Raw genomic sequence first — 15,205 nt, 5'->3', positions numbered from 1 at the left:
CGCGGACGCGGTGGACCCGCCGGGTGCGCGATGCGCGGCACGGCTAGGCTCGCCCCGCACGCCCACCACGACGCCTGCGAGGGTTGATGTTCTACCGAATCGTCCACTCGGTGCTCAAGCCGCTGACCCATGCGGTCTACCGGCCCACGATCGAGGGCATCGACAACGTGCCGCGGTCCGGGCCGGTCATCCTGGCGAGCAACCACTTGTCCTTCATCGACAGCTTCGTGATCCCGCTCGCCGCGCCCCGCCAGGTGGCCTTCCTCGCCAAGGCGGAGTACTTCACCGGCACCGGGGTGAGCGGCACCATCCGGCGCGAGCTCTTCGAGGCGGTGGGTGCGATCCCGGTCGACCGGGACTCCTCCCGGGCCGCCCAGCAGTCGCTGCAGGCGCAGCTCGACGTGCTGCGAGCCGGCGGCGCGACCGGCATCTACCCCGAGGGGACCCGCTCCCGGGACGGCCGCCTCTACAAGGGCAAGACGGGGGTCGCGTGGCTGGCGCTCGAGGCGCGCTGCCCCATCGTCCCCGTCGGTCTGCTCGGCACCGAGCAGATCCAGCCGGTGGGCGCCTCCCTGCCCAGGCTGGCCAAGGTCGTCGTGAGGTTCGGCACCCCGATCCAGGTGGGCGACCGGTTCGACGACGTGCCCGCGGGTCGGGCCCGCCGCGAGCTGACCGACGAGGTGATGACCGCGATCCAGGCCCTCACCGGGCAGGAGCCCGCCGGCGTCGCCAACGACCGGTCGACGCAGTAGCCGCGCCCAGCATCACGAGCCGGCCCCGAGCCGGCGGTCCCCGTCGGCCGTCGATCAGGAGGAGCGACCGGCGTTGACCTCGTCGCGCCACCGCAGCCACGGCTCGACCATCGCCAGGTCGTGGTCCGGGCCACCGGTGCCCATCGTGAAGGTCGTCGCGCCGAGCTCGAGCAGCGGCCCTCCCTCGACCTCCGGCGCCTCCGGCTGGCGTCCCTCGCGACCCCGGCCCCCGACCCCCACGGACACCTCGATCTCGGCGGGGTCCCGGCCCACGTCCGAGCAGTGACGACGCAGCACCTCCAGCTTGTGCGCCAGCTCCTCGCCACCGGTGAAGGTGTGCCACACGTCGGCGTGCTCGGCGACGATGCGCAGGGTCTTGCGCTCCCCGCCGCCACCGACCAGCACGGGGATCGGCCGGGTCGGCGGTGGGTTGAGCCGCTCCCAGCGAGCCTTGATCCGCGGCATCGCGGCCGCCAGGTCGTCGAGCCGGGACCCCGCGGTCCCGAAGTCGTAGCCGTACTCGACGTAGTCCCGCTCGAACCAGCCCGACCCGATGCCGAGGATCAGCCGGCCGTCGCTGATGTGGTCCACGGTGCGCGCCATGTCCGCCAGCAGGTCCGGGTTGCGATAGCTGTTGCAGGTCACGAGCGCCGCGATCTGCACCCGGCTCGTCTGCTCGGCCCACGCCGCCAGCGTCGTCCAGCACTCGAAGTGGGCCCCGTCCGGGTCGCCGTAGAGCGGATAGAAGTGGTCCCACGTGTAGACGATGTCGACGCCGAGGTCCTCGGCGCGCCGCACGGCGTCGCGCAGCTGGGGATAGGTGGCGTGCTGGGGCTGCAGCTGGACGCCGATGCGGACGGGACGCGAGGCAGGGGTGCTCGTCATACGTCCACTGTCACCCACGACGGCGCGCGCCACCACCCAGGCTGACGAGAGGGAGGCTGCGCCCGGACGACTCCGCGCGGCGTGGGCGCCGGGTTTGTCGGTGGCAGGGCATAGGCTCGCGGTTGTGTATGAAGGCGCGGTCCAGGACCTGATCGACGAGCTCGGCAGACTTCCCGGGGTCGGTCCCAAGAGTGCGCAGCGCATCGCGTTCCACATCCTGCAGGCCGACCAGGCCGACGTGAGCCGGCTCGTGGAGGCGCTCAATCAGGTCAAGGCCAAGGTGCGGTTCTGCGTGGTGTGCGGCAACGTCGCCGAGGCCGAGCAGTGCCGCATCTGCCAGGACCCGCGCCGCGACCCAGGCCTGATCTGCGTGGTCGAGGAGCCCAAGGACGTCGTGGCCATCGAGCGGACCCGCGAGTTCCGGGGCCGCTACCACGTGCTCGGCGGCGCGATCAGCCCCATCGACGGCATCGGGCCCGACGACCTGCGCATCACCGAGCTCATGTCCCGGCTGGGCTCGACCGAGGTCACCGAGATCATCATCGCCACCGACCCCAACCTCGAGGGCGAGGCCACCGCGAGCTACCTGGCCCGGCTGCTCGGGCCGATGGGCCTACGGGTGAGCCGCCTCGCGAGCGGGCTGCCGGTGGGTGGAGACTTGGAGTACGCCGACGAAGTCACGCTCGGGAGGGCGTTCGAGGGCAGGAGGATGCTCAGTGTCTGACATGACCATGGCCGACGACCTGGCTGGCGTGGAGCGCCGGACCGCTGAGGACGTCCGCGCCTTCTGCGACATCGTGACCGACGTGGCCCGCGGCGACGCCCCCGACTCGGCGATCCCGTTCCTGCTGCTGGGGCTGTCCCAGATCTTGATGGCCGGGGCCCGCCTCGGCGCGATCCAGGACGTGATGCCCGACGAGCAGTTCGAGGCCGACCCGGGCGAGGACGCCGACACCGACCCGATCCGCGAGGGCCTGTCCACGCTCTTCGAGGGCCTGGACGAGTACGCCGACGTCGTGGACCCGGTCACCTCGGGCGAGCTGGTGCAGGGCTCGCTGTCCAACGACCTCGCCTCGATCTGCGTGGACCTCGTGCACGGGCTGCGGCACCACGACGCCGGTCGACCCGTCGAGGCGCTGTGGTGGTGGCAGTTCTCCTACCTGTCCAGCTGGGGTGACCGCGCCGCGTCGGCCCTGCGGGTGCTCCAGTCGATCCTGGCGCACATCCGGCTGGACGCGGACGCGGACACCGTCGCCGAGGCGGAGTTCGAGGCGCTGCACACCTGAGTCAGCGCGCGAAGGTCGCGTCGAGGTGGGCGACGGCCGCCGCGACGCCGTCCTCGTCGCGCACCTGGTCGCCCAGCCTGCGGGCCGCGTCGACGCACCCGGGGGACAGAGCCGCCCGTATGCCGCCCGCCAGCCGCTCCGCCGTGAGCTGTCGTCGCGCGAGGGGCGCTGGGCCGCAACCGAGCTCGTGCACCCGTCGCCCCCAGTAGGGCTGGTCGCCCATGTGGGGCACCACGACCTGCGGCACCCCGGCGCGGAACGCCGCCCCGGTCGTGCCGGCCCCGCCGTGCCCGACCACGGCCGCCACCTGGGGGAAGAGTCGGCCGTGGGGTGCCCCCTCGATCAGGAGGACGTCGTCGCCGGTGATGTGCAGGTCGGCGTGACCGCGCAGCACCACGGCGCGCACCCCGGCGGCCCGGCAGGCCTCGCCCACGACCCGTGAGATCCCTCGCGGGTCAGCGCTGCTCATCGACCCGAAGCCGACGTAGACCGGCGGTGGCCCGGCCTCGAGGAAATCTACCAGGGCGGCGTCGAGGTCGTCCCCTCGACCGGGGCTCTCCAGGCCGGGGGCGCCCGCGGGCGCGTCGGGCAGCGTCCACCACCCCGTGACCTGCACCGGCATCGGCCAGTCCGGCGCGGGCGGGACGACGTGCGGGCTCACCGCCAGCAACGTCGGCGTGGAGCGGATGTCGTCGCGCAGCTGCCGCAGGGTGGGGCGGCGGCTCCCGAGCCGGCGACGCAGCTCGGCGGCGATCGGGGCGATGACGGGCTGGACCGCCGTGGAGGTCAGCGCCCCGAGCACCCGGTTGAGGGTGCTGCGGCGGCCGGGGAGGGCGGCATACACGTAGGACGACCCGAGGGAGGTCTGCACCGCGGGCGCGAACAAGGCGATGGCGTGGCCGATCCGGGTGGCGCGGGCGAGGGCCCAGCCGGCCTCGAAGGTCAGCGTGCTCGACACCAGCACGTCGTGGCCCGGGGCGGCGCGCAGCAGCGTGGTGGTGACGACGTCGGCGGCGAGGGTGCTGACCTCGTGCATCAGCCGCAGCTCGCCGACGAGGGTGCGGGAGGTCCCGCCGAGCCAGCGGCGCCCGAGGTCGGTCCGGGACAGCTCGGCCACCGACACCCCGAAGTCCGTGTAGCCGAGCCCCTGCTCGCGGATCCACGCCTCGAAGTCGAGCGTCGCGGCGACGGTCACCTCGTGCCCGGCCGCGCGCAGCCCGAGCCCCAGCGCGACGAAGGGCTGCACGTCGCCGCGCGAGCCCCACGCGAGCAGCAGGTAGCGCACGGGACGAACCTATCCGAGGCCTGAGCGCAACGGGGCCGGGCGGTCGGGAGCCCAGCCCCGCCCCACAGAGCGGTCACAGATGCGACGTGAGCCGTCAACGCGCAGATGTCGTGTCTGCGACCAGGGTGTGCCCACGCAGACCCGGCGACCGGTCGACCGGCTGCCTCCGGTACGTTCGTCCCATGCCGACCCCGCTGCTGCGACACCTCGCGGCGCAGGACGACCGTCGCGAGTCCCTCGGCCTGACGCGACGGCTGCGCGCCCGGGACGGCGAGCGGCTCGTGGACCTGGCGGGCAACGACTACCTTGGCCTGCTGCGGCACCCGCGGGTGCGGCTCGGCGCGACCGACGCGGTGGACACGTATGGCGGCGGCGCCGGCGCCTCCCGTCTCGTCTCCGGCACGTTGGCGATCCACGACCGGCTGGAGCAGGAGCTCGCCGAGCTGACCGGCGCCGCAACGGGTCTCGCGCTGTCGACGGGATACCACGCCAACCTTGCGGCGGTCACGGCGCTCGCGGACGCGGACACCACGATCGTCTCCGACGCCCACGTCCACGCCTCCCTCATCGACGGCTGCCGGCTCGCCCGGGCGCGGGTGGTCGTCGCGCGCCACCACGACGTCGACGACCTCGTGCGGCTCGTCCGCGAGGCCACCACGCCGCGGGTGCTGGTGGTCGTCGAGTCGGTCTACTCCGTCCTCGGCGACGCCGCCCCGCTCGCCGAGATTGTCGGCGCCACCAGCGATCTCGGGGCCACGCTACTCGTCGACGAGGCGCACGGCATCGGGGTCCGCGGCGACCGCGGCCAGGGGCTGGTCCACGAGCTCGGGCTCGCCGGGCGCGGGGACGTCGTCGTCACCGCGACCCTGTCCAAGTCGCTCGCCGCGCAGGGCGGCGTCGTCCTCGCCCACGAGGCGATCCGCCACCACCTCGTCAACACGGCGCGGCCCTTCATCTACGACACCGGCCTGGCCCCCGCGGCGGCCGGCGCCGCCCTCGGTGCCCTCGCGGCGCTGCGCGAGGAGCCGTGGCGCCCAGGCAGGCTCGCCACGATCATGGCCGCGCTCGCGGACGCCGTCGACGTGCCCCGCCCGGCCGGTGCCGTCCTGAGCATCCCCATGCCCGGCCCGCACGAAGCCGTCGCGGCCGTCGCCGCCGCGGCCGAGCAGGGCGTGCGGATCGGCTGCTTCCGCCCGCCGTCGAGCCCCGACGGCGAGTCCCGGCTGCGGCTCACCGGTCACGCGGACCTCACGGACGACCAGGTGGCCCAGGCGATCTCGGTGGTGCGCGCCGTCAGCGGGCGCTGAGCGCAGCGCCCGCCAGAGCCCGGGCGCGCACCCGGTCCGGCTTGCCCGGCCCCCGCACCGGCAGGCTCGCCACCAGGTGCAGCACCCGCGGCAGCGCGTGCGAGGGCAGGTGGTCGGCCAGGCAGGCCCGTATGCCGTCCAGCCCCGGGGTCGCCCCCTGCCGGGGCACCGCCACCACCGCCACCGCCTCGCCCCACTCGGGGTCGGGGACCCCGACGACCATCGCCTCGGCGATCCCCGGGCAGCGGGCCAGGCCGATCGCGTCCTCCACCGCGGTGGGGGCGACCTTGAGGCCACCCGAGTTGATGAGGTCGTCGAGGCGTCCGTCGACGACCAGCCGCCCGGTCGCGTCACGATGACCGTGGTCGTAGGTGCGATACCAGCGCGCCTCGTCCGCGTCGGTGGTGAAGGCGCCTGCCGCGTCGGGACGGTCGAGGTAGCCCAGCGCCACCTGGGTGCCGCCGAGGTGGATCCGGCCGCCCTCGCCGAGGTGGGTGAGCACGTGGGGCAGCGGGCGTCCGTCATACAGGCAACCGCCCGCGGTCTCGCTGCAGCCGTAGCCGTCGACGATCGCGAGACCCCGCCTGAGCGCCCGGTCCCGGTCGGCGGCCGGGAGCGGCGCGGCCCCCACGAGGATGGTGTCGTACTCCCGTGCCGCAGCGACCGCCTCGGGACAGGCCAGCACCCGGCGCAGCTGCGTCGGCACCAGCGTGACGTAGTGCCGGGGCGCCCGGGGGTCCCACCGTCGGGTGAGGTCCACGAAGGCCTCGGGCCCGAAGTGGCCCGGCGTCACCGCAGTCGGCGCGAAGCCCGCCCACAGGTTGCGCAGGATCACGGTGATGCCGGTGATGTGCGTGGGCGGGACCGCCAGCATCGACTGGCCGGGGCCGCCGAGGACGTCCTGCACCCCGCCGACCGCGAGCTCGAGGGCGCGGGCCGGCAGCAGCGCGGGCTTGGGGCGCCCGGTCGTGCCGGAGGTCGCGACGACGACGGCGGTCTCGTCGGGGACCCGGGTGACCCCGACGTCGCCGCGATCCAGGGCGCCGGGCACCGCGACCGCGGGTCCGGTCCCCGCCATCGCCGCCTCGAGGACCGACAGGTCGGCCACCACCTCCTGCGCCGTGGCTCCGGGCGGGGGCCAGGTGACGACGGGGCGGCTCATGGGGCGACTCTAGCCACCCCACCTGAACACCGTTCAGGTGGTGTCTCGACATGCGGCGTTGCACAGGACCGACCACCGAGATCGCTAGGCTGGGCGGGCCCGATCCCCGTCCCGAGAGGCGAGACCTGTGAGCCTGGTGGTCATGAAGTTCGGCGGTTCGTCCGTCGCGGACGCCGACAGCGTCAAGCGCGTCGCGCGCCGGATCGTCGAGACCAAGCGGGCCGGCAACGACGTGTGCGTCGTCGTCTCGGCCATGGGTGACACCACCGACGACCTCATCGACCTCGCCACCCAGATCAGCCCGCTGCCACCGCTGCGCGAGATGGACATGCTGCTGACCGCCGGCGAGCGCATCTCGATGGCCGTCATGGCCATGGCGATCGCCAACCTCGGCCATACGGCGCAGTCCTTCACCGGCAGCCAGGCCGGCATCATCACCGACGAGCAGCACGGCAAGGCGCGGATCCTCGACGTCACGCCGGGCCGGGTGCGCGCGGCCATGGACGCCGGCCACATCGCGATCGTCGCCGGCTTCCAGGGCGTCTCCAGCGAGACCAAGAACATCACCACCCTGGGCCGCGGCGGCTCGGACACCACCGCCGTCGCGCTCGCCGCCGCCCTCGAGGCCGACGTCTGCGAGATCTACACCGACGTCGACGGCGTCTTCACCGCGGACCCGCGCATCGTGCCCTCGGCGCGCAAGATCGACCGCATCTCCTCCGAGGAGATGCTGGAGATGGCCGCCAACGGCGCCAAGATCCTCATGCTGCGCTGCGTCGAGTACGCCCGCCGCTACAACCTCCCGATCCACGTGCGGTCGTCCTTCTCCCACAAGGAGGGCACGCTCGTCATCGACCCACCCGAAGGAGCAGATGTGGAAGCGTCCCTGATCTCCGGTGTCGCGCACGACCGCAGCGAGGCCAAGGTCACCGTCGTCGGCGTGCCCGACCGGCCCGGCAAGGCGGCCGAGATCTTCGAGGTGCTGACCCAGGCCGGCGTCAACATCGACATGATCGTGCAGAACGTCTCCGCCGTGGAGACCGGCCTCACCGACATCTCGTTCACCCTGCCCAAGTCCGACGGCCCGCAGGCGGCGCAGTTCCTCGGCCGGGTGCAGGAGCGCATCGGGTTCACGGCGCTGCAGTACGACGACCAGATCGGCAAGCTGTCCCTCATCGGCGCCGGCATGAAGTCCAACCCGGGCGTCTCGGCGACGTTCTTCAAGGCGCTGTCCGAGGCCGGCATCAACATCGAGATGATCTCGACCTCCGAGATCCGCATCTCGGTGATCACCCGGGACGACCAGCTCGACGACGCGGTGCGCTCCGTGCACACCGCCTTCGGCCTGGACTCCGCCTCCGGCGAGGCCGTCGTGTATGGCGGCACCGGCCGCTGACCCGCCCTGGCCGGCCCGGCGGCGGCGACCACGCGCCGCGGGCTTGCGGCATACCCACCCCGCTCGTCGCACAAGGAGACTGACATGAGCACTGGCGTCAACCTCGGCGTCGTCGGCGCCACCGGCCAGGTCGGCACCGTCGTCCTGCGCATCCTGGAGGAGCGCGACTTCCCCGTCGCGTCGCTGCGGCTCTTCGCGTCGGCGCGCTCGGCCGGCAAGTCCCTGACCTACCGCGGGCAGGAGATCACCGTCGAGGACGCCGCCACGGCCGACCCGAGCGGGCTGGACATCGCGATCTTCTCGGCGGGGGCCACGACGTCCAAGGCGCAGGCGCCGCGGTTCGCCGAGGCCGGGGTGGTCGTCGTCGACAACTCCTCCGGCTGGCGCAAGGACCCGCAGGTCCCGCTCGTCGTGTCCGAGGTCAACCCGGGCGCCATCAAGGACCGCCCCAAGGGCATCATCGCCAACCCCAACTGCACGACCATGGCCGCGATGCCGGTGCTCAAGCCGCTCGCCGACGAGGCGGGGCTGGAGCGGCTGATCGTCTCCAGCTACCAGGCCGTGTCCGGGTCGGGGCTGGCCGGGGTCGAGGAGCTCGCCGGGCAGGTCCGGCGCGGCACCGACGCGGGGGAGGGTGCCCTCGAGGGGCTGACCCACGACGGGTCCGCCGTCGACCTCGGCGAGCCCTCGAAGTACGTCGCACCCATCGCCTACAACGTCCTGCCCATGGCCGGCTCCATCGTCGACGACGGGTCGCTCGAGACCGACGAGGAGCAGAAGCTCCGCAACGAGTCCCGCAAGATCCTCGACCTGCCCGAGCTGCGGGTCTCCGGGACCTGCGTGCGGGTGCCGGTCTTCAGCGGGCACTCGCTGTCGATCAACGCGGAGTTCGCGCGGCCGCTGTCGGTCGAGCGGGCCACCGAGCTGCTGGCGTCCGCGCCGGGGGTGGAGCTGCGGGAGGTCCCCACGCCCCTCGAGGCGGCGGGGGCGGACCCCTCCCTGGTGGGCCGGATCCGTCAGGACCAGTCGGTGCCCGACGGCAAGGGGCTCGTGCTCTTCGTCGCGGGGGACAACCTGCGCAAGGGCGCGGCGCTCAACGCCGTGCAGATCGCCGAGCTGGTGGCCGACGAGCTCGGGCTGCGCCGCTAAGCCCCCCCGCCTCCTCCCTCCCCCCTCCCCCCTCCCTGCGATCGTGGACGGTTGTGGCGCCCAGGCGACACAACCCGCCCACGATCGTCAGGGGTGGGGGCGACGCACCGGCGGGCCCACGTAGCGCGCCGCCGGCCGGTAGATCTTCGTCGTCGCCGCCTGCTCCAGGATGTGGGCGCTCCACCCGATGACCCGGCTCACCGCAAACGTCGGGGTGAACATCGACCGCGGGATGCCGCACTGCTCCATCACGACCCCCGCGTAGTACTCCACGTTGGCGTAGAGCTGCCGCCCGGGCTTGAGCTCGGCCAACGTCTCCTCGACCACCTGCTCGACCGCGACGGCGAGGTCGGCGAGCGGGCCGCCGAGCCGCAGCGCCTCCGCCTTGAGCATCTCGGCCCGCGGGTCGTGGGTGGTGTAGACGGCGTGCCCGAAGCCCATGATCCGGTCGCCCGCCTCGACCCGCTCGCGGACCCACGCCTGCGCCCGGTCCACCGCACCGATCTCGTCCAGCGCGTCCAGGGCCCGGTCCGGCGCGCCGCCGTGCAGCGGCCCCGCGAAGGCCCCCAGCGCCGCGCACATCGCCGAGCCCACGTCGGCGCCCGAGGAGGCCACCACCCGCGCGGCGAAGGTCGAGTTGTTGAAGCCGTGGTCGACCGTCGCGACCAGGTAGCGGTTGATGGCCCGCTCCTCGGGCTCGCCCGGCCGCTCGCCCCGGACCAGCCACAGCCAGTTGCCCGCGGCCGACAGCGCCGGGTCGGGGTCGAGGACGGGCAGCCCCGCCCGACGCCGGTGCAGGGCCGCGAGGATCGTCGGGGTGGCCGCGGCGAGCCGCAACGCGTCGGCGCGCACCTGGGCAGGGGTGGCGCCATACGTGGGGTGGGCGCCGGTCGCGAGGTGCGACAGCACGGTGCGCAGCTGCGCGAGCGGCGCGCCCTCGACGCCGGTGCGGGCCTCGCGATCGATCAGCTCGAGCGTCTGCTCGTCGAGCACCCGCAACGGCGCGAGCTCCGCCCGGAAGGCCTCGTCCTGCGCCTCGTCGGGCAGCGCCCCGGTCAGCATCAGCCACCACACCTGCTCGAGCGTGCAGCGCTCCACGAGGTCGAGCGCCGAGTGCTCGCGGTAGTGGTAGTAACCCTCGGCGCCGCGCACGTCGCCGATCGTGGTGTCGGCGACGGGGACGCCCTTGAGGCCGGGCGGGACGACGAGGTCTGCGATGTCGGTCATGCCGCTAGAGTCAGTCTGCATCAACAGGTTGTCAACGTTGATCGAATCCATGGTTGACGCCCTCAACGCGGGAGGCCACGTATGCCGAAGAAGTCTGTCTCGCAAGGGGATCTGCTCTCCACGGCCCAGGTCGCCCGGCTGCTCGGCGTCAAGACGCAGACGGTCTACGCGTACGTCAGCCGGGGCCAGCTGCGGGCGGTCCGACGCCCGGGGGAGCGGACCAGCTACTTCCGGCTGGCGGACGTCGAGGCGCTGCGCGACCGGGTCGGGGCGCCGGGGCGCGGGTCCGGCCTGGCCGAGTCGATCCGCACGTCGATCACGCTGCTCGAGCACGACCGGCTGCGCTATCGCGGCGTCGACGCGTCCACGCTCGCGGCGACCGCCACGGTGGAGGAGGTGGCCGGGCTGCTGTGGGAGGCGGAGGCGGGCGGCCTCTTCACCGTCGACGTGGCGCTGGCGGACCGGGTGCGGGACGGCCTCGAGGTGCTGCCGACCGGCACCCGGACCGTGGAGCGGCTGCGGCTCGCGATGCTGCTCGCCGGGGTCGACGACCCGCTGCGGCACGACCTCGACCCCGGCGCGGTACGACGACGGTGCGGGAGGGCGCTTGCCAGCATCGCGGCGGCGCTGGCCCCGGGACCACGGGCGGGGGCGGCATACGGCGCGGGTGACCTGGCGACGGCCTGGACCGGTGCGGTCGGGGGAGACCCGGCCGACCCGCGGCTGCGGGACCTGGTGCGGCGGGCGCTGGTGCTGCTGGCCGATCACGACATGGCCGGCTCGACCACCGCGGTGCGGGTGAGCGCGAGCGTCCGCGCCGACCCCTGCTCGTGCCTGCTCGCCGGCCTGGCCGCCATGGACAGCCCGCTGCACGGCGCCGCCGGGGTGGCCGCCCGCGGCCTGCTCGAGGACCTGCTGCGCGACCCGGCCGGGACCCTCGGGCGGGTGCTCGCGCAGGAGACGGACGTGCCGGGGTTCGGGCACCGGATCTACCGGGAGCAGGACCCGCGGGCCGAGCACCTGCTCGGGGTGCTGCGCGAGCAGGGGCTCGGCGAGCTGGCCGGGCCGACGCGGCTGCTCGAGGAGGCGCTGTGGGAGCGGCGGGGCCTCTTCCCCAACAGCGACTGGGCGCTCGCGGTGCTCACCCGCCGGCACGGGCTGGCGGTGGACGCCACGGAGACGCTCTTCGCCGCTGGCCGGCTCGTGGGGTGGGTCGCCCACCTGCTGGAGGAGTATGCCGCCCCGCCGCTGAGGTTCCGGCTGGCCGGGGTCTACCACGGCCCCCGGTGAGCCTCACACGGTCGCGAGGATCTCCAGGGCGCGCTCGCGCCGCTCGAGGCCGGGGATCGCGTTGGTGACCATGAGCTCGTCGGCGCCGGTCTCGGCCCGGAAGTCCTCGAGGTAGCGCGCGACCTCGTCGCGGGTGCCCACGGCGGTGCGGCTCATCATGTGCTGCACCTGCAGGCCGAAGGCCGTGCCCATGGCCTCCTCGACCTGCTCGTCGGTGAGGTCCGCGCCGCGGCGCCCGGCCATCGCCCGGACCCGCAGGCGCAGCACCTGCTGGTGGAGCTCCTCGGCCTCGGCGGCGTCGTCGGCGGCGATCACGTTGAGCGCCGCGATGGCATGGGGCTGGGCCAGCTGCTCGGACGGCTGGAAGCGCTCGCGGTAGAGCCGCATCGCCTCGTGCAGCGCGTCCGGCGCGAAGTGGCTCGCGAACGCGTAGGGCAGCCCCAGCGCCGCCGCCAGCTGGGCACCGAAGGTGGACGAGCCGAGGATGTAGAGCGGCACCCGCGTCCCCCACCCGGGGTAGGCGTGGATGCCCGGGACCAGGGTGTGCTCGGAGAGGTAGCCCTGCAACTCCTGCACGTCCTGCGGGAACCGGTCGGAGGCGCGGGGGTCGCGCCGCAGCGCGGCCCAGGTCTGCTGGTCGGTGCCCGGGGCGCGACCCAGCCCGAGGTCGACGCGGCCCGGGTGGAGCTCGGCGAGCGTGCCGAACTGCTCGGCGATGACCAGCGGGGAGTGGTTGGGCAGCATCACGCCGCCGGCGCCGACCCGGATCGAGGTCGTCGCGGACAGCACGTGCCCGATCAGCACGGACGTCGCCGCGGAGGCGATGGTCCGCATGTTGTGGTGCTCGGCGAACCAGATCCGCTCGAACCTGCCGGTCTCCTCCGCCTTCTGCGCCAGGCGCACGCTCTCGAGGATGGCGTCGCGGGTGGACTGGCCGGGCAGGGCGGTGGCGAGGTCGAGGATCGACAGCGGAGTGGTCATGGGTTCGTCAACCGGGCGCGTCCGGGCGGGATTCCCCGAGCCGTATGCCGAACCGCCCGTCCGAGTGGCGGCGCCCTGGGTGGACGTATCGCGGGGAGGCGGGGGGATCGTCATACGAATGTTGGTTTGCGCCCGGGATGGAGGTCTCTCGGGGGCTCAGGTGTCCGTTCGGGACCCGGAAATTTCTGACTTGGGGGTCTTCTGCTCTTGACTGGGCAGAAGTGGGCGATTACAAAGGTAATCACAGATCTTCGACGGTGAAGGTCCCCTCGGAAAGGAACGGCCAGTGGCCAGTACCACGGCAACCTCGGGTGGGGCGGAGCGCGTCTCGGCCCGGGTGCACGTCCAGAAGTTCGGCACCTTCCTGTCGAACATGATCATGCCCAACATCGGCGCCATCATCGCGTGGGGCCTGCTCACCGCCTTCTTCATCCCGGTCGGTTGGACCCCCAACGAGCGCGTCGCGACGATCGTCGGGCCGGCCATCACCTACCTGCTGCCGATCCTGATCGCCTACACCGGTGGCTTCAACGTCTACGGCGTCCGCGGCGGCGTCGTCGGTGCCTTCGGCGTCATGGGGGTCATCATGGCGACCTCCGACCCGCTCTTCATCGGCAAGGACGGGCACGGGTCGCCCATGTTCCTCGGCGCCATGATCATGGGCCCGCTCACGGCGTGGACCATGAAGAAGATCGACTCGCTGTGGGACGGCAAGATCAAGCCAGGCTTCGAGATGCTGGTCAACAACTTCGCGGCCGGCATCTGGGCCATGATCATGTCCATCGCCGGGATGTTCCTGCTCGCGCCGGTCGTCCGCGTGATCATCGGCTGGCTGGGTGACCTGGTCAACTTCCTCGTCTCCCACAACATCCTGCCGCTGACCTCGATCGTCATCGAGCCCGCCAAGGTCTTCTTCCTCAACAACGCCATCAACCACGGTGTCCTGACCCCGCTCGGCATCCAGGAGGCGTCCGGCTCGGCGCACAAGTCGGTCCTCTTCCTGCTCGAGGCCAACCCCGGCCCCGGCCTGGGCCTGCTGCTCGCCTACATGCTCTTCGGGCGGGGGATGGCCAGGGCGTCCGCCCCCGGCGCCGCGATCATCCACTTCCTCGGTGGCATCCACGAGATCTACTTCCCCTACGTCCTCGCCAAGCCGAAGCTCATCGCGGCCGTGGTGCTGGGCGGCATGACCGGTGTCTTCACCAACGTCCTCTTCCACGTCGGTCTCCGGGCCCCCGCCGCGCCCGGCTCGATCATCGCGGTCTACGCCCAGACGGCGGGCGACAGCTACCTCGGCGTCACGCTGTCCTGGATCCTCGCGGCTGCTGTCACGTTCCTGGTCGCGGCGTTCCTGCTGCGCACCGACAAGAGCGACGACGGTGACCTGACCGCCGCCACCGCGCAGATGGAGGCCAACAAGGGCAAGAAGTCCTCGGTGGCGTCGGCCCTGACCGGTGGCTCCGCCGCCGCGGCCGGTGGCGTCGCGACCGAGGGCCACACCGGGCCGATCCACAAGATCGTCTTCGCCTGCGACGCCGGGATGGGCTCGTCCGCCATGGGGGCCTCGGTGCTGCGCCGCAAGGTGCAGGCCGCCGGCCACCAGGACGTCACCGTGGTCAACAAGGCCATCTCGACGCTCGGCGACGAGTGGGACCTCGTCGTCACGCACCAGGACCTCACCGACCGCGCCCGGCAGCGGACCGGCTCGGCCGTCCACGTCTCCGTCGACAACTTCATGAACTCCCCGCGGTACGACGAGATCGTCGACCTGCTCGAGCGGACCAACCGCGACGAGCACGGCGAGCACGGCGAGCACGGTGCGCACGGCGAGCCGGCCTCCGTCGGGGCTGCCCACCACGGCGGCGCCACGACCGGCGCCACGGCGGGCGTGGCCACCGCGACGTCCGCGGGCGCTGCGACGGCCGCGGGCGCCGGGCACGCCGAGCGCGCGGACCACGCGAGCGGCGTCCTCGGCCGTGAGGGCATCGAGCTCCACGGTCGTGGTCGCGGGCGTGACGAGGCCATCGAGGAGGCCGGTCGCCTGCTGGTCGCCCAGGGCAGCGTCGACGAGTCCTACGTCGCCTCGATGCACGAGCGCGAGCAGTCGGTGTCCACCTACATGGGCAACCTGCTGGCCATCCCGCACGGCACCAACGAGGCCAAGGGTTCGATCCGCCGCACCGCGATGTCCTTCGTGCGGTATGCCGACCCCATCGACTGGAACGGCAACGAGGTGAAGTTCGTCGTCGGCATCGCCGGTGCCGGTGACGACCACCTGGCGCTGCTGGCCAAGCTGGCCCAGGTCTTCCTGGACGAGGAGCAGGTCGCTCGCCTGGAGGCCGCCACCTCGGCCGACGAGGTGGAGCAGATCCTGTCCTCGGTCCAGGCCTGACCGGCCCCCTCACCCCGGCGGGGCCGCCGCGTAGACCGGACTGCGGCGGCCTCGTCGGCCCCAGACCCCAGGAGGGGCTGTTGCGCTCGAGCG

General features: G+C 73.1%; 13 protein-coding genes. 8 read left to right on the top strand and 5 right to left on the bottom strand.

Annotated elements, in window-relative coordinates; genetic code table 11:
• Window positions 1-86 precede the first annotated feature (86 nt).
• Window positions 87-752, top strand: coding sequence for a lysophospholipid acyltransferase family protein (locus ADJ73_RS02680; RefSeq protein WP_050346985.1), 666 nt, complete (start codon window positions 87-89; stop codon window positions 750-752).
• Between the two features lie 54 nt (window positions 753-806).
• Here the strand turns inward: ADJ73_RS02680 and ADJ73_RS02675 are convergent, their stop codons facing one another.
• Entirely contained in the window at window positions 807-1,637 is an 831-nt protein-coding gene (locus ADJ73_RS02675) for an LLM class F420-dependent oxidoreductase (RefSeq protein WP_050346984.1), read from the bottom strand.
• 124 nt (window positions 1,638-1,761) lie between these two features.
• Here ADJ73_RS02675 and recR point away from each other — a divergent pair, with 124 nt between their 5' ends.
• Entirely contained in the window at window positions 1,762-2,361 is a 600-nt protein-coding gene (recR, locus tag ADJ73_RS02670; RefSeq protein ID WP_050346983.1) for a recombination mediator RecR, read from the top strand.
• Window position 2,362: 1 nt separating this feature from the next.
• Complete coding sequence (locus ADJ73_RS02665) at window positions 2,363-2,923, top strand: DUF5063 domain-containing protein (protein WP_253272702.1); 561 nt, start codon at window positions 2,363-2,365, stop codon at window positions 2,921-2,923.
• Between the two features lies 1 nt (window position 2,924).
• Here the strand turns inward: ADJ73_RS02665 and ADJ73_RS02660 are convergent, their stop codons facing one another.
• Window positions 2,925-4,208 (bottom strand): glycosyltransferase, encoded by a 1,284-nt coding sequence (locus tag ADJ73_RS02660; protein WP_050346982.1) that lies wholly within the window; start codon window positions 4,206-4,208, stop codon window positions 2,925-2,927.
• Between the two features lie 182 nt (window positions 4,209-4,390).
• Here ADJ73_RS02660 and ADJ73_RS02655 point away from each other — a divergent pair, with 182 nt between their 5' ends.
• A complete protein-coding gene (locus ADJ73_RS02655) occupies window positions 4,391-5,515 on the top strand; it encodes an 8-amino-7-oxononanoate synthase (RefSeq protein ID WP_050346981.1) in 1,125 nt (374 codons plus the stop codon).
• Here the strand turns inward: ADJ73_RS02655 and ADJ73_RS02650 are convergent.
• Window positions 5,502-6,677, bottom strand: coding sequence for an AMP-binding protein (locus ADJ73_RS02650; protein ID WP_050346980.1), 1,176 nt, complete (start codon window positions 6,675-6,677; stop codon window positions 5,502-5,504). The two genes, ADJ73_RS02655 and ADJ73_RS02650, sit on opposite strands and share 14 nt — an antisense overlap.
• A 127-nt stretch (window positions 6,678-6,804) precedes the next feature.
• Between ADJ73_RS02650 and ADJ73_RS02645 the strand changes: the two genes are divergently transcribed.
• Together ADJ73_RS02645 and ADJ73_RS02640 are read left to right on the top strand one after the other, a co-directional pair.
• Window positions 6,805-8,073, top strand: coding sequence for an aspartate kinase (locus ADJ73_RS02645; RefSeq protein ID WP_050346979.1), 1,269 nt, complete (start codon window positions 6,805-6,807; stop codon window positions 8,071-8,073).
• A gap of 84 nt (window positions 8,074-8,157) precedes the next feature.
• Complete coding sequence (locus ADJ73_RS02640; protein WP_050346978.1) at window positions 8,158-9,222, top strand: aspartate-semialdehyde dehydrogenase; 1,065 nt, start codon at window positions 8,158-8,160, stop codon at window positions 9,220-9,222.
• Between the two features lie 87 nt (window positions 9,223-9,309).
• On the opposite strand, the gene ADJ73_RS02635 is transcribed toward ADJ73_RS02640, so the two are convergent.
• Complete coding sequence (locus ADJ73_RS02635) at window positions 9,310-10,449, bottom strand: citrate/2-methylcitrate synthase (protein ID WP_216593663.1); 1,140 nt, start codon at window positions 10,447-10,449, stop codon at window positions 9,310-9,312.
• 81 nt (window positions 10,450-10,530) lie between these two features.
• Here ADJ73_RS02635 and ADJ73_RS02630 point away from each other — a divergent pair, with 81 nt between their 5' ends.
• Window positions 10,531-11,739, top strand: coding sequence for a citrate synthase (locus ADJ73_RS02630; protein WP_050346977.1), 1,209 nt, complete (start codon window positions 10,531-10,533; stop codon window positions 11,737-11,739).
• A gap of 3 nt (window positions 11,740-11,742) precedes the next feature.
• On the opposite strand, the gene ADJ73_RS02625 is transcribed toward ADJ73_RS02630, so the two are convergent.
• Complete coding sequence (locus ADJ73_RS02625; protein WP_050346976.1) at window positions 11,743-12,720, bottom strand: LLM class flavin-dependent oxidoreductase; 978 nt, start codon at window positions 12,718-12,720, stop codon at window positions 11,743-11,745.
• A gap of 286 nt (window positions 12,721-13,006) precedes the next feature.
• Between ADJ73_RS02625 and ADJ73_RS02620 the strand changes: the two genes are divergently transcribed.
• Window positions 13,007-15,112 carry a PTS mannitol transporter subunit IICBA gene (locus tag ADJ73_RS02620; RefSeq protein ID WP_050346975.1) on the top strand — a complete coding sequence of 702 codons (2,106 nt, stop codon included), beginning with the start codon at window positions 13,007-13,009 and terminating at the stop codon, window positions 15,110-15,112.
• Window positions 15,113-15,205: the final 93 nt, after the last annotated feature.

This window comes from Arsenicicoccus sp. oral taxon 190, assembly GCF_001189535.1.
GTDB lineage: Bacteria > Actinomycetota > Actinomycetes > Actinomycetales > Dermatophilaceae > Arsenicicoccus.
Note: the sequence above shows the minus strand (reverse complement) of the source record. Positions and strands in the feature narration are given on the sequence as shown.